The organism is Dyella soli (assembly GCF_054482295.1).
Genome location: NZ_JBTFFU010000001.1, coordinates 1,323,696 through 1,343,459 on the forward strand (window position 1 = coordinate 1,323,696; position 19,764 = coordinate 1,343,459).

Consider the following 19,764-nt stretch of genomic DNA (forward strand, 5'->3'; position numbering starts at 1 on the left):
GGGGAGAGGAGGACAACGCATGATGCCTCGCTACACCCGACTCGCCGGCCTCGAACCGCTGGTCATCACTCCCGACCTGCTGTTCGTCAACGTGGGCGAACGCACCAATGTCACAGGCTCGGCGCAGTTCAAGAAGCTGATCAAGGAAGATCGCTACGAGGAAGCCGTCGACGTGGCGCGCCAGCAGGTGGCCAACGGTGCGCAGATCATCGACGTCAACATGGACGAGGGCCTGATCGATTCGGAAGCGGCGATGACGCGCTACCTGAATCTGATCGCCGCCGAACCCGACATTGCCCGCGTGCCGGTGATGGTCGACTCGTCCAAGTGGAGCGTGATCGAGGCCGGCCTGCGCTGCCTGCAGGGCAAGGGCATCGTCAACTCCATCTCGATGAAGGAAGGCGAGGAAGTCTTCCTCGAGCACGCGCGCAAGGTGCAGCAATACGGCGCCGCGGTGGTGGTGATGGCCTTCGACGAGCAGGGCCAGGCCGACACCTGCGAGCGCAAGGTGGAGATCTGCTCGCGCGCCTACGAACTGCTCACCACCCGGCTCGACTTCCCGCCGGAAGACATCATCTTCGACCCGAACATCTTTGCCATCGCCACCGGCATCGACGAACACAACAACTACGCGGTCGACTTCATCGAGGCCACGCGCGAAATCAAGCGCCGTTTTCCCGATACCCACGTGTCCGGCGGCGTGTCGAACGTGTCCTTCTCGTTCCGCGGCAACAACACGGTGCGCGAGGCGATCCATTCGGTGTTCCTGTACCACGCCATCAAGGCCGGCATGGACATGGGCATCGTCAACGCCGGCGCGCTGATGATCTATGACGACGTGCCGGAGGAATTGCGCGAGCGCGTCGAAGACGTCGTGCTCAATCGCCGCCCCGACGCCACCGAACGCCTGCTGGAGATCGCCGAGAAGTTCAAGGCGAAAAAGGGTGAGGTGGTGGTCGAGAACCTGGCCTGGCGCGAGAAGCCGGTACGCGACCGGCTCAGCCATGCACTGGTGCACGGCATCGACCAGTGGGTGAACGAGGACACCGAGGAAGCGCGCCAGCTTTCCGCGCGCCCGCTCGACGTGATCGAAGGGCCGCTGATGGACGGCATGAACGTGGTCGGCGACCTGTTCGGCGCCGGCAAGATGTTCCTGCCGCAGGTGGTGAAGTCGGCACGCGTGATGAAGAAGGCCGTGGCCTACCTGCTGCCCTATATCGAGGCGGAGAAGCTGCGCACGGGCGACATGGGCAAGAACAACGGCACCATCGTGATGGCGACGGTGAAGGGCGACGTGCACGACATCGGCAAGAATATCGTCGGCGTGGTGCTCCGCTGCAACAACTTCGAGGTGATCGACCTCGGCGTGATGGTGCCGGCGCAGAAGATCCTGGACACCGCGCGCGAGCACAACGCCGACATCATCGGCCTGTCGGGCCTGATCACGCCCTCGCTGGAAGAAATGAGCCAGGTTGCCCGCGAGATGCAGCGCCAGGATTTCCATATCCCCTTGCTGATCGGCGGCGCCACGACCTCCCGCGCGCACACGGCGCTGAAGATCGAACCGCATTACAAGTCACCCACCGTATGGGTGAAGGACGCCTCGCGCGCGGTCGGCGTGGCGCAGTCGCTGGTCAGCAAGGAGCTGGTCGACAACTTCATGGCCAAGGTGCGGGCCGAGTATGCCGAGGTGCGCGAACGCCATCGCAATCGCGGTCCCGGCAAGCAGCTGGTGTCGCTGGAGAAGGCGCGTTCGCAGCGCTTCACCTGTGACTGGGCCAACTACACACCGCCGACGCCGCGCCAGCCCGGCATCACCGTCTTCGACCATTACGACCTCGCCACCCTGCGCCCGTATATCGACTGGACGCCGTTCTTCAATGCCTGGGAACTGGCCGGACGCTATCCGGCGATCCTCACCGACGACATCGTTGGCGCCCAGGCCAGCGAACTCTTTCGCGATGCCCAGTCCATGCTGGACCGGATTGTCGCCGAGCGCTGGCTGACGGCGCGTGGCGTGATTGGCTTCTGGCCTGCCGCCCAGGCGGGCGACGACACCGAAGTATATGGCGCCGACGGCGCGAAGCTCGCAACGCTGCATCACCTGCGCCAGCAAGTGGACAAGCCGGTCGAGCGACCGGATTTCTCGCTGGCCGATTTCGTCGCGCCCAGGGAGGCAGGCAAGCAGGACTGGATCGGCGGCTTCACCGTCACTGCCGGCATCGGCATCGAGGAGCATGTGAAGCGCTTCGAAGCCGCGCATGACGATTATTCGGCGATCCTGCTCAAGGCGCTGGCTGACCGCCTCGCCGAAGCGTTCGCCGAGCGCATGCATGAACGCGTGCGTCGCGAGTACTGGGGCTATGTGCCCGACGAAACACTCGACAACGAAGAACTGATCAGCGAAAAGTATCGCGGCATCCGCCCTGCCCCCGGCTATCCGGCCTGCCCCGACCATACCGAGAAGCGCACGCTGTTCCAGTTGCTCGATGCCACGCAAAACACGGGCATCGAACTCACCGAAGGCTTCGCCATGTATCCGACCGCCGCGGTCTCCGGCTGGTACTTCTCACACCCGGACAGCCAGTACTTCGTGGTCGGGCGCATCACCCGCGAACAGGTCGACGACTATGCCAGGCGCAAGGGCTGGACGCGCGATGAAGCCGAACGCTGGCTGGCTCCCAACCTCGACTACGACCCCGACTGAGGCGCCGCGAGCGGCGCCTCGGCCGTCACACTTCGCTTTCGACCAGCGAACGGCGCTTCACTTCGCGCATGTGCACGACCAGGTTGTAGACCGACACAAACGATGGGAAAAAGTTGGAAAGAATGCCGACCGAGTCGTTCTTGCCGAAAATGAAATAGGACAGCAGCAAGGCGCTGCCAATCACCGACAACCACCAGAACGACAGAGGCATCACCACCCGCTTCAGCTTGCGGGTGTAATAGAGCTGCACAAACCAGCGACTCGTGAACATCACCGAGCCGAGGAAGCCTACGATCTTCCACGGGGTGAATTCGAACCGTTGCAGGGATTCGAGGATGTGGGTGAGTTCGTGCTGCAGGAAGTCCATGGGCCAGGCGCCGCGGGGAAAGCGGGCTATTGTACCCATCAACCTTTCAGCCAACTGCACGGCCGCGCGTCGACCACCGGTCCAAGTCTTGACCCGTCGCCACGTCCCCCGTATATTAGCGCGCTCTCGGCGGGCGGTTAGCTCAGCGGTAGAGCACTGCCTTCACACGGCAGGTGTCACAAGTTCGATCCTTGTACCGCCCACCATCTCGATTCGACGAAAAGGCCACCTCGCAAGGGTGGCCTTTTTCGTTGCGCGCGTCATGCGGCTCGCGCAAGCGGAGACGTCGCCGAGCGATCAGGCGATGCGGTGCACGCCTGCCCGCGACTGGCCACTGGTCGGATTCGCTATCGCGCTCCCGCACCGAGGCCGGACAAGCGCAGCCCGTTCCGCCAGCATGTGCCCCCGCTTGACGTGGTAATAAGAATCACTATCATTTGAGTCTGCCCGCCGCGATCGCGGCATGGCCCCTCGGGCCACGGCACTTCCTTTCAGCACAAGGCTGCCAAGCATGTCTGCCCACTTCTCCAGAAGCGCGCTTCTGGTTGCGATCTCGCTCGCCCTGGCCCACCCGGCCCTGGCTGCCGACCAGGCCGATGCGGCGGCATCAGGCCAGACCGACTCCCATGACAAGGACGGCAAGCAAAGCGTCTCGCTGGCAACGGTGAACGTGGTCTATTCGACCACCAAGACCGAGACGCCGACGGTGGAGATTCCTCAGTCGGTGAGCACCATCACGCCTGATCGCATGCATGCCTATGGCGTGCAGGGCCTGGATGAGGCGGTGCGCTACCTCGCCGGCGCGGTGGGTGGCAGCTACGGCGCCGATCCACGCAGCGACTGGATTCTCGTGCGAGGTTACGACCCGGCCAAGTTCCTCGATGGCCTGGCGCTGCCCAACGGTGACTGGACGGCTGATTCGCGCATCGAGACCTACGGCCTCGAGCGCGTCGAAGTGAACAAGGGCCCCTCCTCGGCCATGTACGGCCAGCTTCCGCCCGGCGGCATGGTCGACATGATGAGCAAGCGTCCGAGCCTGGAGGCGCCGCACGAGATCGAAGCCACCGTGGGCAGCTTTGGCCAGCGCCAGCTTGCCGGAGATACGGGCGGCCAGCTCGACGCTGATGGCAAGTGGCTGTGGCGCCTGGTGGCCCTGGCGCGCAATGGCGATTCCAACATCAAGCATTCGCAGGACGATCGCTACTACTTCGCGCCCAGCCTCACCTGGAAGCCGAGCGACGATACGGCGCTGACGGTGCTGGCACGCTACCAGCGCAGCCTGTCCGACGGCGTGGCTGGCTTCCTGCCGTCGCAGGGCACGCTCTACCCCAATCCGAACGGCCAGATCCCACGCGACGTGAATCCCGGCGAGCCGGGCTACGACCATTACCGCAAGACCGATGAATCCATCGGCTACCAGTTCACCCACCGTTTCGACGAGGTCTGGTCGATCCGCCAGGACCTGCGTGTACAGAACGTCACCGTGGACCATCGCTCGATCGGCAGCCTTGGCCTGCAGGACGACCTGCGCACGCTCAACCGCTACAACTATCCGCTGGTCGACCAGGCCCACGTGTTTGCCGTGGACAACCAGGCCGAGGCGAAGTTTGCGCAGGGCGACGTGCAGCACACCGTACTGATGGGCGTGGACTACCTGCACAGCCGCAACGACTACAAGTCGGGCTTCGGCAGCGCGCCGCCGATCGACATCTTCGATCCGGTCTACGGCGCACCCATCGCACCGGCGCCCTATACGTTCCACACCAACAGCCTGCTCGAGCAGCTGGGCGCCTATGTGCAGGACCAGGTCAGCTGGGGCCACTGGGGCATCGTCGCCAGCGGTCGCCAGGACTGGGTGACCAACCACGTCGACGACCTCATTGCCGGCACGCACCGCAAGCAGGACGACAGCGCGTTCTCGGGCCGACTGGGCATCAATTACACGACCGATATCGGCCTGGTGCCCTACGTCGCCTACTCGCATTCGTTCAAGACGACCGTGGGGCAGACGTTCGATGGCAGCCCGTTCAAGCCCACCACGGGCGACCAGTACGAAGGTGGCCTGAAGTACCAGACGCCGGACGGCCGTTCGCTGATCACCGCGGCGGTTTACCAGCTCACCCAGAAGAATGCGCTGACAGTGGACCCGGACCACCTGTTCTTTTCGCTGCAGCAAGGCCAGACCCGCACGCGAGGCGCGGAGCTGGAAGCCAACGTCGCCATTACCGACAGCCTGGGCATGACCGCGGCCTATGCCTATACCGATGCCAAGGTCACCCACGCCAACGACGCCACGCTGGGCAAGCAGGTCGCGCTGGTACCCAAACAGCAGGCATCCCTCTCGGCCGACTACGGCGTGCACCAGGGCATGCTGGCCGGCCTCGGCTTCGGCGGCGGCGTGCGTTACATCGGCGCGCATTACGGCGATGCGATCAACCAGTTCCGCACCGGCGGCTATGTGCTGTATGACGCCAACGCGCACTATGACCTGGAGAACTGGCGCTTCCAGATCACCGCGGCCAACCTGTTTGACCGCGAATACGTCAGCGCATGCAACAGCAGCATCTGGTGCTACTACGGCTATCCGCGCGAGATCACCGTGTCGGCGCGCTACCGCTGGTAAGCCGCACCCGCGGCCACCATCGACGAAAGGCCAGGCCCAGCCATCCGGGTGTCCAGACGCCCATCCCGCTCGCCACGCCCCCCGCACCGGCCCGCCGCAGCCCCTGGCCACGCGGGCTTTGGGCCTTCGGGAACCGGGTCGGCAGGGCGCGCCGTGCCCGCCTTCCCATTATTCCGATACCCAAAGGGCGTCGAGGCGTGGACAATAGCCGATCCATTACTCCGGGGGGACCGGGACCATGAGTCAGCCCGATGCTGCGGCCACTGCAGTCACCCAGTTGCTCGTCGTTGCGCGCGGCCTGGTCGAGCTCACCGATCGCGCCGTGTCCGACAGCGAGCTGTCGCGAGCCGCGGCGGACGTGTTGGTGTTCGCCGCGCGCCAGGGCGCGCGCCTGGTCGAGGAAGTAGTGAGCGCACGCTCGCACGATCAGGCCGACGCCAACACCTTCGTGCAATGTGCGAGCAGCAACGACCTGGACCGCGCCTACAGCGACCTGGAATGCCTCGCCGAAGCAGCAGGCATGATCCGCGCGCACGGTATCGGCTCGCAGTACCGCGCGCACCTGGCCTACCTCATGCGCTATGCCGCCGAATCGGCATGCCATGCCCTCGAACGGGCCAACCGCTCCATGGACAGCGCCGAGGCAGACTCTGTCGGTGCCGATCCGGCACGCGAACGGGCGCGCGGCTGAAGCCGCCGCGCGGCGCTCGCCTTGCGCAGCGCCGGTGACCACTTCATGGCCGCGGTTCGCGACGCCATGCGGCGGATCCGCCACCCGCAAGGCCGCTCAGCGCAGATCCGCAGAGGCCGCGGCACCCGATGCGCGTGACGCACGCCCCCCCAGTGACAGCATCGCCAGCACGGTCGCCAGTGCCAGGTACGCGCCGCTGAACTGCCAGGCCAGCGGACGCAGGGCGGCGTCGAGCATCCAGGGCAGGTAGACGCCGCCAGAGATCTGCACGGAATGAATGATGCCGAACAGGCTCAGCGCGCCACCGAGCAGCAGGATCCACACCGCACGCCATGGCCTTCCGTCGATCAACGCCACCACGAAACTGGCCCAGATCATCGCGGTGATGATGAAGCCGTTGCCCAGCACGGTGATCACCGCCAGCTCGGAGATGCCATGGGTGCGGTCGCCAAACAGCGCGGCGAAGCGCTCGGGCGAGACATAGGAAGGATCGCTCAGCTTGATCGTGAGCATCCGCGCGATCGCCGGAAAGAAGCTGAAGACGACTGCACCCGCGTAGCGCGTCGGCGTGGCCTCGAAGGCCTGCACGGTGATGCCGATGGCGACGAACACCAGGATCGGCGCGAGCACCGACAGTGGCACCAGTTCGACCAGATTCGACAGATAGCCGAACACGCCACCCAGGCCGATCACCAGGCCCGTGAGCAAGGTATAGCCGCTGCGCGCGCCCATGGCCTTGTAGGAAGGCTGGCCGATATACGGCGTGGTCTGCGCCACGCCGCCGCAGAAGCCGGCCACCAGCGTGGCGAGTGCCTCCACCAGCAGGATGTCGCGGGTCGGGTAGTCGTCACCGGCTGCCCGCGCGCTTTCCGTCACGTTGATGCCGCCCACCACCATCAGCAGGCCAAACGGGAGGATCAGCGGCAGATAGGGCACCGCCGTGGCGAGCCCGTCGATCCACTGCAGGGTCGGCCACGGCAATGCGAAGCGCCACTGCCAGGCCACCGGCGGCTGGTACCCGTGGCCCAGCCAGCCGAGCGGGCCCAGCGTGTAGTAGAGCAAGGCGCCCACCACGAACGCGACCAGCACGCCGGGCAGCCGCCACGGCATGCGCGCACGCGCCACCAGCGCATACAGCACCACGCCGAGGCCGGCAAAGCCCACCTCCGGCACCTTGAGGATTTCCACCAGCGGCAGGAAGCCCATCAACATCAGGGCAATGCCGGCGATGGAACCGAGCAGGCCCGCGCGCGGCACATGCCGCTGCACGAACGCACCGAAGAACGACAGCACGAACTTCAGCACGCCCATGATGACCAGCGAGGCCATGCCAAGCTGCCAGGTCGCCACGGCAGCGGCGTGTTCGTCGAGGCCGCCCTGCCTGAAATGGACAAAGGACGGGCCCAGCACCAGCAGCGCCATGCCGATGCTGGTGGGGGCATCCAGGCCCAGCGGCATGGCGGTGACATCCGGCCGGCCGGCCTGACGCGCCAGGCGCCGCGCCATCGCCGTATACGCAAGATTGCCCAGCAGGACGCCGAACGTCGTGCCGGGAAACATGCGCAGGAAGACGATGTCCGCGGGAAAGCCGAAGATCCCGATCAGGGCCGTGGCGAGAAAGGCCATGATCGACAGGTTGTCGACCACGAGCCCGAGAAAGCCGTTGAGGTCGCCCGGTGCAAACCAGTGCTGCCTGGAGTTCGCGCCCACGTCAGCACCACACCGCGGCTTGTGCCGCAGCAGGACCCGGCAACCGCGGCACAGGCGGCATCGCGTTGCAGGCTCGGTCGATCAAGGCGGCACTCCGTTTCGTTTGGCCGTCCAAACGGATGAATGGTCCATCCGCGGGGCATGTATCGCCGAGTATCGACGGCGAGCGTGCCGCGACGCAACACATCGCCGCCTCCTGACGCGCCGGCCCGTCACGGCCGCGGCCTCGAAGCCCGTGCCTTCTCATGATCTGAGCGCGCCGGGCGGCAGGATGCGGGACTTCCAGCGCCCTCTCGGCGAGAATGCCCCCATGAGCGAAGCCGCCCGTTGCCCACCGTGACCGATACCTTCGATCTTCCGCTGGAGGCCCCGATCGAGCCGGGCCTGATGGTCATTCATGGCAACCGCATGGAAGACCTGCGCGACCTGCTGGCCGCATGGCTAGCCCGTGCACCGTTGCGCCCTCTCGAGGACGAGCTGATGCTGGTGCACAGCAACGGCATCGCGCAGTGGCTGAAGTGGGCGCTGGCGCGCCCCGCCAGCGAAGGCGGCCTCGGCATCAGCGCGGCCATCGACGTGCAGCTGCCCGGCCGCTTCCTGTGGGCGGCCTATCGCAGCGTGCTGGGGCGCGAGGCCGTGCCCACCACCTCGCCGTTCGACAAGTCGCGGCTGAGCTGGCGCCTGCTGCGCCTGCTGCCCGAGCACCTGCACGAGCCGGATTTCGCACCGCTGCGCGATTTTCTCCGCGACGACCCCGACGAGCGCAAGCGCTTCCAGCTGGCCGAACGCGTGGCCGACCTGTTCGACCAGTACCAGGTCTACCGCGCCGACTGGCTGGCCGACTGGGAAGACGGTCATTACCGCCTGCGCGACGAACTGCGCGGACGCCACCCGCCGCTGGCCGCCGACCAGCGCTGGCAGGCGCGCCTGTGGCAGCTGCTGCTGGCCGACGTGGGCAGCGAGCGGCACAACCATCGCGCCGCCGTGCATCAGGCGTTCCTCGACCGCATTGGCCAGCTGACCGCGCGCCCCGCCGCGCTGCCGCGACGCATCGTGGTGTTCGGCATTTCTTCCCTGCCGCAACAGACGCTGGAGGCACTCACCGCGCTGGCGCGCTTCAGCCAGGTGTTGCTGCTGGTGGCCAATCCCTGTCGCCACTACTGGGCCGACATCATCGAGGATCGCGAGCTGCTCAAGGCCAGCCAGCGCCGCCAGCCGGGCAAGCCGGGCCTGCCCAGCGAGCCGCGCTACCAGGACCTGCACCTGCACGCCAATCCGCTGCTGGCCGCGTGGGGACGACAGGGCCGCGACTACATCCGGCTGCTCGACGCCTTTGACCGGCCGGAAGGCTATCGCCAGCACTTTGCCGCGTGGAACCGCAGCATCGACCTGTTCACCGATGCCGACGGCAGCACCCTGCTGCGCCAGATCCAGCAGGCCATCCTCGACCTGGAACCCTTGCCGGCCACGCCGTCGCAGCGCAAGCCATGGCAGGCGGGTGATGCCTCGCTGCGCTTCCACCTGGCGCACAGTCCGCAGCGGGAGGTGGAAATCCTGCACGACCAGCTGCTGGCCATGTTCGAGGAAGCCCAGCGGCGCGGCACGCCGCTGTCGCCGCGCGACGTGATCGTGATGGTGCCCGACATCCAGACTTATGCGCCGCACGTGCAGGCGGTGTTTGGCCGCGTGCCAGCGGACGATCCGCGCCACCTGCCCTACTCCGTGGCTGACCAGCCCACGCGTGGCGCAGTGCCGCTGATGGTGGCGCTGGAGCACCTGCTCTCGCTGCCCGAGTCGCGCTTTGCGGTCAGCGACCTGCTGGACTTGCTCGACGTCCCGGCCTTGCGCGCACGCTTCGCGATCGACGAGGGCGGCCTGCCCACCCTGCGACGCTGGATCGAGGGGGCCGGCATCCGCTGGGGGCTCGACGGCAGGCAGAAGCAGAGCCTGGACCTGCCGGGCATCGAACAGAACAGCTGGCGCTTCGGACTGCAACGCATGCTGCTGGGTTATGCCGTGGGCGAAGGACCCACCTGGCAGGGCATCGCGCCCTATGACGAAGTGGGCGGGCTCGATGCCGCCATGGTCGGCCCGCTCACCGAACTGTTCGATCAGCTTGAGCGGTACTGGCAGTTGCTGCGCGAGCCGGGTACGCCGGCACAGTGGCATGAGCGGCTGCAGGCACTGCTGAGCGACTTCTTCGCGGCGGAAGACGCCGGCGATGGCGATCGGCTGGCGCGCCTGGGCGATGCCCTGGACGCCTGGCAGGACGCCTGCGCCGAGGCAGCATTCGCCCAGCCGGTGCCGCTGGGCATCGTGCGCGAGCATTGGCTGAAGGCGATCGACGAGAGTCGCCTGTCGCAACGTTTCATGGGCGGCGCGGTGAGCTTCGGCACCCTGATGCCGATGCGCGCCATTCCGTTCCGCGTGGTGTGCCTGCTTGGCATGAACGATGGCGATTATCCGCGCCGCCAGGCACCGGTCGATTTCGACCTGATGGCACAGCCCGGCCATGCGCGCCCCGGCGACCGTTCCCGGCTCGAAGACGATCGCTACCTGTTCCTCGAAGCCCTGATCTCCGCCCGCGACGCGCTCTACATCAGCTGGGTCGGGCGCCATGTGCGCGACAACAGCGTGCTGCCGCCCTCCGTCCTCGTCGGCCAACTGCGCGACTACATCGCCTCCGGCTGGCACCGGCAGGGCGACGGCGCGGACGACACGACGGCCGGCAAGGCCTTGCTCGATGCCATGACCACGGAGCATCCCCTGCAGCCTTTCAGCCGCCGCTACTTCAGCGCCGACGCCGATGCGCGCATCTTCACTTATGCACGCGAGTGGCGGCAGGCGCACGACGCGCGCGCCGAGCCAGCCACCGGCCACGTGCTGGCGTCGTGGGAGCCCGACGCTGCGCTCGGCCTCGGGCAGCTTCAAAGCTTCCTGAGCCGGCCCGTGCGCTACTTCTTCAACCATCGCCTCAAGGTGCATTTCGCCGGACTGGACGAAGGCGCCGCCAACGACGAACCGTTCGGTCTCGATGCGCTGGAACATCACCTCGCCACCGCCACGGTTGTGCGCGCCGCGGTCAACGCGACCGAAGCGAGCGACGCCGCCGACATCGCCACGCGACAGCTCGGCGAGCAAGGCGTGCTGCCACCGGGTGGCTTCGGTGACTTGCTGCGCGACACGCTGGCGCGCGAAGGCCTGGAGCTGGCCAGGCGCTGGCTCGCCGCCTGCCATCGATGGCCGCTTGCCGCCGACAAGATCGAGCTGCAGTACGCCGCGCACGGCGTGCGCATCGAGGACTGGCTGACCGATCTGCGCACGGCCAGCGACGCGTCCTTCGTCCGCCTGGAACTTGCCGCGGGCAGGCTTCTGCAGAAAAACGGCAGCATCCGCCACGACAAGTTGATCAGCGCCTGGGTGATCCACCTGCTGGCCCACGCGCAGGGGCTGCGCCTGCAGACGCGCGTGATCGGCAGGGACGCGCAGGTGGTGCTGCGTGTCCTCGATGCGGCCGAAGCCACTGCGTGGGCCGATGACTTGCTGGCCGCGCTGAGCGACGGCATGCGCGCGCCGCTGCCGATCGCCCGCAAGACCGCCTTCGCCTGGCTGCAGAACGCCAAGGACGAAGACAAGGCCGGCAAGCAGGCGCAACTCGCCTACGAAGGCAGCGGCTTCGGCGCGGCCCCGGGCGAAGTGGAAGAAGACCCCTGCCTCGCCCGCGCCTGGCCGAGCTTCGCCCGCATGCAGGCGGCCGGTTTCGAAGATTGGCTCCGGCTCTACCGGCCCCTGCTGGACGTGGCTGCTGCGGGAGACGAGGCATGAGCGCCAGCGCCACCCTCCAGCCGCTGCAGCTGCCGCTGTACGACATCCAGCTCATCGAGGCGAGCGCAGGCACGGGCAAGACCTGGACCATCGCCGCACTCTATCTGCGCCTGGTGCTTGGCCACGGCCGCACCGACGCGGAGCCGCTGCTGCCGGCGCAGATCCTGGTACTCACGTTCACCAAGGCCGCCACCGCCGAGCTGCGCGAGCGCATTCGCGAGCGTCTGGGCGAGGCCGCGGAAGCCTTCCGGCAGGGGCACGCCGCCGACGATTTCCTGCGCGAGCTGATCGCGGCCTATCCCGACGACGATGCGCGCGCACTCGCCGCCCGTCGCCTTGAGCTGGCCTCGCAGTGGATGGACGAGGCCGCCATCCACACCATCCACGCATGGTGCCAGCGCATGCTCGGCCAGCACGCCTTCGACAGCGGTTATCCGTTCGTACAGGACACCGCCACCGACGAAAGCGAGCTGCTCGCCGAAACCGTGCGTGACTATTGGCGCAGCCACTTCTTCCCGCTGGACCGCGACGGCGCCGCACTGGTGGAGCGCTGGTGGAGCAGCCCGTCGCTGCTGCAGAAAGCCTTGCGGCCGCTGTTGCGCCAGCCCGTGGAGAGCCTGCGCCTGGACGGCAAGCCACTGCCGGAACCGAACCAGGTGCTGGATGCGTTCAACCGCCAAGTGGAACGGGCACGCACCGCCGAGACCATCGCGCGGCAGCAATGGCTCGACGACGTGGACCACATCGAAGCGATGTTTGCCGAAGCCCTCGCCGCCGGTGCCCTCAACGGCACCAAGATGAAGCGCGAGAAAGTGGTCGGCGAGCTGGCCCTGCTGCGTGATTGGTCGCAAGGCCGCGTGGATGCGGGCGAGACCTTGGCGCGCTACACCCAGACCGCGCTGACCGCGGCCCGCAACAAACAGGCTGCGCCGCTCGACCATGCCGCCTTCGCGGCCATCGAGGACTGCGTGGCGGCACAGTCGAGGCTGGCCCCGCTGGAAGCATCGGTGCTCGCCCACGCCACCACCTGGGTGGCGCAGCGACTGGCGCAGACCAAGCAGCGTCGCGCGCAGTTCGGCTTCGATGACATGCTCAAGCGCCTGGATGGCTCGCTGCATGGTCATGCCGGTACGCGCCTGGCCGATACCATCGCCCGGCAATACCCGATCGCGCTGATCGATGAGTTCCAGGACACCGACCCGCTGCAGTGGCGCATCTTCCGGCGCATCTACGCCGGTCGCGGCGGCACCGGCCTGCTGCTGATCGGCGACCCCAAGCAGGCGATCTACGGTTTCCGTGGCGCGGACATCCATACCTACCTGCGCGCCCGGGCGACGGCACAGCAGCCCACCTGGACGCTCGATACCAACTACCGCTCCACCCGCGAACTGGTCGGCGCGGTCAACCGCATTTTCGAACACGCCGACATCCACGCCGAGGGCGCGTTTGCCTTCGGCAAGGGACCGCAGGCGCTGCCGTACCATCCGGTGTCGGCCCGCGGTCGCAATGACCAGCTGGTGCTTGACCACGAGCCGCTGCCGCCGATGCAACTGGCGGTGCAAGTTGGCCCGGAAGCGATCAGCGGCGGCGCCCATGTCGAGCTGATGGCCCGACAGGCTGCGGCGTATCTGGCGATGCTGCTGACCGCGGCGCAGCAGGGACGTTGTGGCTTCCGCGCCCCGGATGGCAACATCACGCCGCTGCAGCCGGGCGATATCGCCATCCTGGTGCGCAACGGCACCGAAGCTGCCCGCGTACGCGGCGAGATGCAGCGGCTGGGACTCAAGAGCGTCTATCTCTCCGACCGCGATTCCGTCTACGGCTCGGCCGAGGCTGCCGACTTGCTGCGCTGGTTGCAGGCTTGTGCGGAGCCCGCTTCCGATCGCGCCATGCGCGCCGCCCTGGCCACGCCGACGCTCGGGCAGAGCGATGCGGAACTGGACCGCCTCAACACCGACGAGCAGCACTGGGAGGCCTGCGGCGAACGTTTCCGCCAGCTGCATGAGAGCTGGCGTCGCCATGGCGTGCTGGCCATGCTGCACGATTTCCTGCACGCCTTCGACCTGCCCGCCCGCCTCCTGGCGCGCCTGGATGGCGAGCGCGCGCTGACCAACCTGCTGCACGTGGCGGAACTGCTGCAGCACGCCGCGACCAGCCTGGACGGCGAACATGCGCTGATCCGCCATCTCACCGCGCAGATGGCTGCCGCCAACGATCCGCACGCGGAGGCCGCCGAGGACCAGATCGTGCGGCTCGAGAGCGAGGCCGCGCTGGTCAAGGTCATCACCATCCACAAGTCCAAGGGCCTGGAATACCCGTTGGTCCTGCTGCCCTTCATCTGCTCCGCCCGCGAGGTGAAGCGCGACGACAGTTTTCTGTGGCATGACGCCGAAGGCGAGCCACAGATGGACTTGCGCGCGGACGATGCGGCCCGTGCGCTGGCCGATCGCGAACGCCTGCAGGAAGACCTGCGCCTGCTCTACGTCGCGCTTACCCGCGCCCGCTACGCGTGCTGGCTGGGCATCGCCTGCTATCGCACCGGCAACAGCAAGATACCTTCCCTGCACAAGTCCGCCTTTGGCCATGTGCTTTCCGGTGGCGAAGCGATCGAACCGGGTGATCTCATGCGCCGGCTCGAGGACCTGCGTGGCGACCATCCGGACATTTCCATACAGGTGCTGCAGCCGGTGCAAGCCCACCCGACCCGGCCCGCCCACGGCGAAATCACGCCGTTGTGGGAGGCGCGCACCAACCAGGGCGCTGCGCCGGAGCGCTGGTGGGTCGCCAGCTACAGCTCGCTGAAATATGCCGAGGCGGATCCCGCGCGCGTGGTCGCACCGGAGACCGCCGCGCAGGACGTGTTGATCGAACTGGGCAGCGAACAAGTGGCGCCAGCCGAGCCGATGCAGGCTGCGCCGCTGGGCATGCATGCGTTCCATGCCGGCGCCGAGGCGGGCACCTTCCTGCATGACCTGCTCGAATGGGCCGCCGACGAGGGCTTCGCTGCCGTCGCCGCCGACGCCAGCGGACTGGAAAAGGAAATCGCCCGCCGCTGCCAGCGGCGCGGCTGGCAAGCCGATGTCCCACTACTGTCGCGATGGCTGCCCGCCCTGCTGCGCACGCCGCTGGTGTTGCCCGACGGCACCTCGGCCAGCCTCGCCGGGATGGACGGCTACTACGCCGAAATGGAGTTCTGGTTCGAAGCCAGCCACGTCGACACGCTGGCACTCGACCGACTGGTCACGGCGCACTCGCTCGATGCGCAACCGCGCGTGGCTTTGCTAGCCGAACGCATCAACGGACTGCTCAAGGGCTTCATCGACCTGGTGGTCGAACACCAGGGCCGCTACTACGTGATCGACTACAAATCGAACCGGCTGGGTACCGATGCCGGCGCTTACACGCCCACCGCCATGCGCGAATCGATCCTGCGCGAGCGCTACGACCTGCAGTACGCCATCTACACGTTGGCCCTGCATCGCCAGTTGCGCGCGCGCCTGCCCGGCTACGACTACGAACGCCACATGGGCGGCGTCGCCTATCTGTACCTGCGCGGCGTCGACGGCAGCGGCCACGGCGTGCACCAGGAACGCCTGCCGCGGGCACTGATCGAGGCAATGGACCAGCTGTTCGCCACGGGAGGACGCGCGCATGCGGCATGACCCCAGGCTCGACCTGCTGGCACAGGCGACCGAGCGCGGCATGCTGCGCGCGCTGGACGTGGCCTTCGCGCGCTTCCTTGCAGCGCAGGACCCCACGGCTCCTGCCGTGCTGCCCCTGCTCGGTGCCCTGGTCAGCCGTCAGCAGGCCGATGGGCACCTGTGCCTGGACCTGACCATCTGGAGACAACTGGCGGAGGAATTCGCCTGGCCTTCGAACTGGCAGGCACTGATCGCTGCGGCTGCGGCCGATCCCACTTCGCTGGACGCGTCGATCCTGGTGGCCATGGCCGCCAATCAAGTATCCAGCGGCTCGCCACTGGTGCTCGATGGCAGCCGCCTTTACCTGCGTCGTTACTGGAACCACGAACAACGCGTCGCCCAGGCCATCGGCCAGCGCCTGGCATCGACCGCGCGGACCCCGGCACGACTGGCGGAGCAGCTGGCGAGGTTGTTCCCGGCCACTGACACCGACGCACCCGACTGGCAACGCATCGCCTGCGCCCTGGCCGCACGCGGCGCGTTCACCGTCATCACCGGAGGTCCGGGCACCGGCAAGACCACCACCGTCGTGCGCCTGCTCGGCCTGCTGCAGACGCTGCAGCGAAACGACTCGCCGCGCCCGCTGCGCATCCGCCTGGCGGCGCCCACCGGCAAGGCGGCTGCCCGCCTGCAGGCGTCCATCAGCACGCAGATCGCGCATCTCGATGTCGAGCACGACGTGCGCGCAAGCATCCCGGGCCAGGTCGACACCCTGCACCGCCTGCTCGGCGCGCGACCGGATACGCGTCGCTTCCGTCACGACAGCGGCAACCCGCTGCACCTCGATGTGCTGGTCATCGACGAAGCATCGATGATCGACCTGGAAATGATGTCGGCCGTGCTCGCCGCCCTGCCCGACGATGCACGACTGATCCTGCTGGGTGACAAGGACCAGCTTTCGTCGGTCGAAGCCGGTGCCGTGCTGGGCGACCTGTGTCGACGTGCCGAAGCCGGGCATTACAGCGCAGACACCGCCCAGTGGCTGCGTACCACCACCGGTGACCAGGTCGACGCCTGGGTGCGTGACGATGCGCTGGCGCTGGATCAACAGGTGGCCATGCTGCGCCACAGCCACCGGTTCGGCGCCGGCAGCGGCATTGGCATGCTCGCCCAATGCGTCAACGCGGGAAACGGCCCCCAGGTGCATCGGCTGCTGGGCGAGTCGCGCACGGACATCGCCTGGGTGGATGCCGGTGCCGGGCGCGACCGCCTGGCCGAGCTCGTGCTCGATGGCGGCGCCGATCGTTTCGCACCACGCGCCGATGGCGCTGCGCCCTGTGGCTATCGCCATTATCTGCAGGCGCTGCGACGCGAGCGTCCGGCAGCCCATGCGGACGCGGCGACGTACGCGCACTGGGCGCATGGTGTGCTGCAGGCATTCAGTCGCTTCCAGCTGCTGTGCCCGTTACGGCGCGGCGCGTGGGGCACGGAAGGACTCAACGCGCAGATCACGGCCATCCTGCATCGGGCCGAACTCATCGACGCGAGCCGCGAATGGTATGAAGGCCGTCCGGTGCTGGTGACGCGCAACGATTACCAGCTCGGCCTCATGAACGGCGACGTCGGCGTTGCCTTGCGGGTGCCGGACGACAACGGCGAGCTGCAGCTACGCGTGGCATTCGAAGTGGCCGGCGAGACCGGCGAGTCCGGTCCGCGTATCCGCTTCGTGCTTCCGTCGCGCCTGGGCGAGCGGGAAACGGTCTACGCGATGACCGTGCACAAGTCGCAGGGTTCCGAGTTCGAGCATGGCGCCCTGGTGCTGCCCGACGAGCCCAGCGCCGTGCTGACGCGGGAGCTGCTGTACACGGGCATCACGCGCGCACGCCGCTGGTTCAGCCTGCACGGCAGCTGGCCCCTCATCGGGCAGGCGATCGAGCAGCCCGTGCATCGGCACTCGGGATTGCATGAGCATTGGCGCGTGCCGGGTTAACCCGTACGCATTCGCAGCGCAAATTCAGGAGCAATGGTTGCCCACGGCCAGCGCCTGGGTGATCACGCCACCCGAACCCACCAGGGCCATGCGGATGCCGGGAACGAGGGGCGTGTTCGCAGCGTCACCCGCTGCGCCCGCGCGCGAACAAATGACGAAGCCTCGACTGATTCAGCGCTCGTCGCTGCGGTTCGTCGTGAAGGAGATCGGCGCAGAGTTTCATCGCCACGCTTTGGCCATGCTTGTCGAGACCGACGCTGCCGAGAGTGTCGTGCGGCGCCGCACGGCCGAGCCATGCGGCACCATTCGCTTCACCTGCTCGGTGTCCTTTGCGCGGTTGGCGCTGGCTGACCTGATTCCCCGCTTGATGGCGACTTATCCGCGAGTGCGAATCGTGCAGCACGCGACGAATCGCTTCGTTGACCTGGTCCAGGAAGGTTTCGATCTTTGCCTGCGGGCACACACCGATCCGCTTCCAGATTCGTCATTGGTTCGACGCGCCATCGCTCGCATCCCGTGGCATCTGTTCGCAGGGCCTTCCTACCCAGCCCGTAACGGCACGCCCAGCAAACCTGATGAGTTATCGGCGCATGACGGTATCGCGCTCGGCGTTGGACTGGAGAGCTACGCATGGCGACTGCGCGATGCACGTCCCGGCGCAGAGGTCGTCGCGCTCCCATTTGCGCCGAGTCTTGTGAGTGACGATATGGCGACGCTCAAAGCTGCCGCGTGCGCCGGCTTGGGAATTGTCGCGTTACCTGGCTTCGTGGGCACCGCTGAAGTGACGCAAGGTCAATTGGTGCGTGTATTGCCCCATTGGCTGGCAGGCCTGGCAACGATGAGTGTGCTGATACCGTCTCGCCGAGGGCGGCTTCCGGCAGTAAGCGCGTTCGTTGACTTTCTTGCGGAGCATGTCCCGGCAGCGGTTCAGTAAGCCACACCTATCGAGTGATGTGTGAGCTATAGAAGGACCAGGGTCACTGAGCTGAAGCCCGAACTTTCAGGCTAGGTGGGCTGGTGGCGCTGCGGGGCTTCCTCTCACGTGTTGTCCTAAATGTTGATAGCAGGTAACACCACCATTTTTATGCCCGCTTTCGACCCAATGCGAACGGCATTTCGCAGGCGGATCCCTAAGGCGATCCGTCCTTCTCACGGAGCACACAGCACGCCACGCCGCTGGCTTTCGCCCCAGCCTATATTGGCTGGTCTACAACCAACACCATCGCCATCAGCTTTTTTTGCTCACCATCTTCGATCTTTTGGCCACTAGATCGGACGTTTGCCAATGGGCTTAAGTCTCGGCTTTTTCTACAACACCCGTCACCATCAGCTCTTCTTGCCAGCTAGTTCGGTACTTTCGCCAGCCCGACCTAATCCCCAAGATCGTCAAACTCACCGCCGTCAAATTCGTAGACGTCAGATGGGCTTCCCCTGAGCAACACAATAGCCCCACCCTGTTCTGGGGGAATTCTCTGATGACTCGAGGGGTGTTGGTACGCATGATCGCTAACGATCTCCACGTGCTCTATATGCCACCATCGTCTGTCACGCTCAGCGAATGCAACATACGCGTCCTTGGGGAGCTTTGAGAGCGCTTTCATCAAAGCCGCGACTGTAAGACTCATCGGCTCTTGGGGAGCTCCGTCAAAGCTGCCAATAGGTTGATTCGCATTTGGCTCACCAGCTGAGATGGCTTGAGATGCCGATGCTGCTCCGACGTCCAGAGAAAGCTTCTCGTTGTCCAAGCGACGAATGGCGTAGCGGGCCAGCGAGATTACCAACTGACTGACTGCACCAACACCATCGCGCTGCAGGCGTGTCAGGACTTCCTTGGGAATGGATATCTGAGTGAGCTGAGCGTCTGCTCTGGGTTGTCGCTCCATCTGGATGGCAAGCAAATGCCCGTCTCGTGGCACCGAGCTCAGGCGGGCATTGGGCCAAAGGTCATCCAGGGACTGGATGAAGTCCTGCTTCGCCTGCCCGGCGAGATGATCTGGGATTGCTCTGGAGGCTACTAGCGACGCCGGGGCAGGCCCGTCGTGGACATTGGCGAGCAACGTCAGGTCGTCGGCATCCAGCCAGGCAATGGCTTGGCGAACAAGAGCGATAAGGACCTGATTAGTGCTGCCAATGGTTTCGAACCGCAGGCGGCCGAGGAGCTCTTGGGGAATGGCCACCTGGAGTGGCAAGTGTCCGGACCGAGACGGGCG

At 66.5% G+C, this 19,764-nt stretch carries 10 protein-coding genes and 1 tRNA gene; 8 read left to right on the forward strand and 3 right to left on the reverse strand.

What is annotated here, in order from left to right:
• Positions 1-19 precede the first annotated feature (19 nt).
• A complete protein-coding gene (metH, locus tag ACXU4B_RS06060) occupies positions 20-2,707 on the forward strand; it encodes a methionine synthase (protein WP_131408686.1) in 2,688 nt (895 codons plus the stop codon).
• Positions 2,708-2,732: 25 nt separating this feature from the next.
• On the opposite strand, the gene ACXU4B_RS06065 is transcribed toward metH, so the two are convergent.
• On the reverse strand, positions 2,733-3,074 hold the full coding sequence (locus ACXU4B_RS06065) for a lipid-A-disaccharide synthase N-terminal domain-containing protein (RefSeq protein ID WP_131408688.1): 342 nt from the start codon (positions 3,072-3,074) through the stop codon (positions 2,733-2,735).
• 131 nt (positions 3,075-3,205) lie between these two features.
• On the opposite strand from ACXU4B_RS06065, the gene ACXU4B_RS06070 reads away from it, so the two are divergent.
• The 3 genes from ACXU4B_RS06070 (at position 3,206) to ACXU4B_RS06080 (ending at position 6,388) form a co-directional block, all read left to right on the forward strand.
• A tRNA-Val gene (locus ACXU4B_RS06070) sits at positions 3,206-3,280 on the forward strand.
• A 305-nt stretch (positions 3,281-3,585) separates the two neighbouring features.
• Entirely contained in the window at positions 3,586-5,697 is a 2,112-nt protein-coding gene (locus ACXU4B_RS06075; RefSeq protein WP_131408690.1) for a TonB-dependent siderophore receptor, read from the forward strand.
• A gap of 238 nt (positions 5,698-5,935) precedes the next feature.
• Complete coding sequence (locus ACXU4B_RS06080) at positions 5,936-6,388, forward strand: hypothetical protein (RefSeq protein ID WP_131408692.1); 453 nt, start codon at positions 5,936-5,938, stop codon at positions 6,386-6,388.
• Between the two features lie 96 nt (positions 6,389-6,484).
• Here ACXU4B_RS06080 and ACXU4B_RS06085 read toward each other — a convergent pair whose 3' ends face one another.
• On the reverse strand, positions 6,485-8,098 hold the full coding sequence (locus tag ACXU4B_RS06085; protein WP_131408695.1) for a SulP family inorganic anion transporter: 1,614 nt from the start codon (positions 8,096-8,098) through the stop codon (positions 6,485-6,487).
• A 336-nt stretch (positions 8,099-8,434) separates the two neighbouring features.
• Between ACXU4B_RS06085 and recC the strand changes: the two genes are divergently transcribed.
• From recC to ACXU4B_RS06105, 4 genes are read left to right on the forward strand one after another with little or no spacing between them, the layout of a single operon-like run.
• Positions 8,435-11,923 carry an exodeoxyribonuclease V subunit gamma gene (gene recC / locus ACXU4B_RS06090; protein ID WP_131408697.1) on the forward strand — a complete coding sequence of 1,163 codons (3,489 nt, stop codon included), beginning with the start codon at positions 8,435-8,437 and terminating at the stop codon, positions 11,921-11,923.
• Positions 11,920-15,585, forward strand: a complete 3,666-nt coding sequence (gene recB / locus ACXU4B_RS06095) for an exodeoxyribonuclease V subunit beta (RefSeq protein WP_131408699.1) — start codon at positions 11,920-11,922, stop codon at positions 15,583-15,585. Before recC ends, recB begins: the two co-directional genes overlap by 4 nt.
• The gene (gene recD, locus ACXU4B_RS06100; RefSeq protein WP_131408701.1) at positions 15,575-17,554 is read left to right on the forward strand and encodes an exodeoxyribonuclease V subunit alpha; all 1,980 of its coding nucleotides are present in this window, start codon (positions 15,575-15,577) and stop codon (positions 17,552-17,554) included. The genes recB and recD overlap by 11 nt, the downstream gene beginning before the upstream one ends.
• Positions 17,529-18,488 (forward strand): substrate binding domain-containing protein, encoded by a 960-nt coding sequence (locus ACXU4B_RS06105; RefSeq protein WP_131408703.1) that lies wholly within the window; start codon positions 17,529-17,531, stop codon positions 18,486-18,488. The genes recD and ACXU4B_RS06105 overlap by 26 nt, the downstream gene beginning before the upstream one ends.
• 436 nt (positions 18,489-18,924) lie before the next feature.
• Here ACXU4B_RS06105 and ACXU4B_RS06110 read toward each other — a convergent pair whose 3' ends face one another.
• On the reverse strand, positions 18,925-19,743 hold the full coding sequence (locus tag ACXU4B_RS06110) for a hypothetical protein (RefSeq protein ID WP_165583159.1): 819 nt from the start codon (positions 19,741-19,743) through the stop codon (positions 18,925-18,927).
• Between the last annotated feature and the right edge of the window lie 21 nt (positions 19,744-19,764).

Bases quoted from the DNA above. Each gene is read 5' to 3' on its own strand.
- metH (WP_131408686.1), top strand. From the start codon at position 20: ATGATGCCTCGCTACACCCGACTCGCCGGCCTCGAACCGCTGGTCATC.
- ACXU4B_RS06065 (WP_131408688.1), bottom strand. From the start codon at position 3,074: ATGGACTTCCTGCAGCACGAACTCACCCACATCCTCGAATCCCTGCAA.
- ACXU4B_RS06075 (WP_131408690.1), top strand. From the start codon at position 3,586: ATGTCTGCCCACTTCTCCAGAAGCGCGCTTCTGGTTGCGATCTCGCTC.
- ACXU4B_RS06080 (WP_131408692.1), top strand. From the start codon at position 5,936: ATGAGTCAGCCCGATGCTGCGGCCACTGCAGTCACCCAGTTGCTCGTC.
- recB (WP_131408699.1), top strand. From the start codon at position 11,920: ATGAGCGCCAGCGCCACCCTCCAGCCGCTGCAGCTGCCGCTGTACGAC.
- recD (WP_131408701.1), top strand. From the start codon at position 15,575: ATGCGGCATGACCCCAGGCTCGACCTGCTGGCACAGGCGACCGAGCGC.
- ACXU4B_RS06105 (WP_131408703.1), top strand. From the start codon at position 17,529: ATGAGCATTGGCGCGTGCCGGGTTAACCCGTACGCATTCGCAGCGCAA.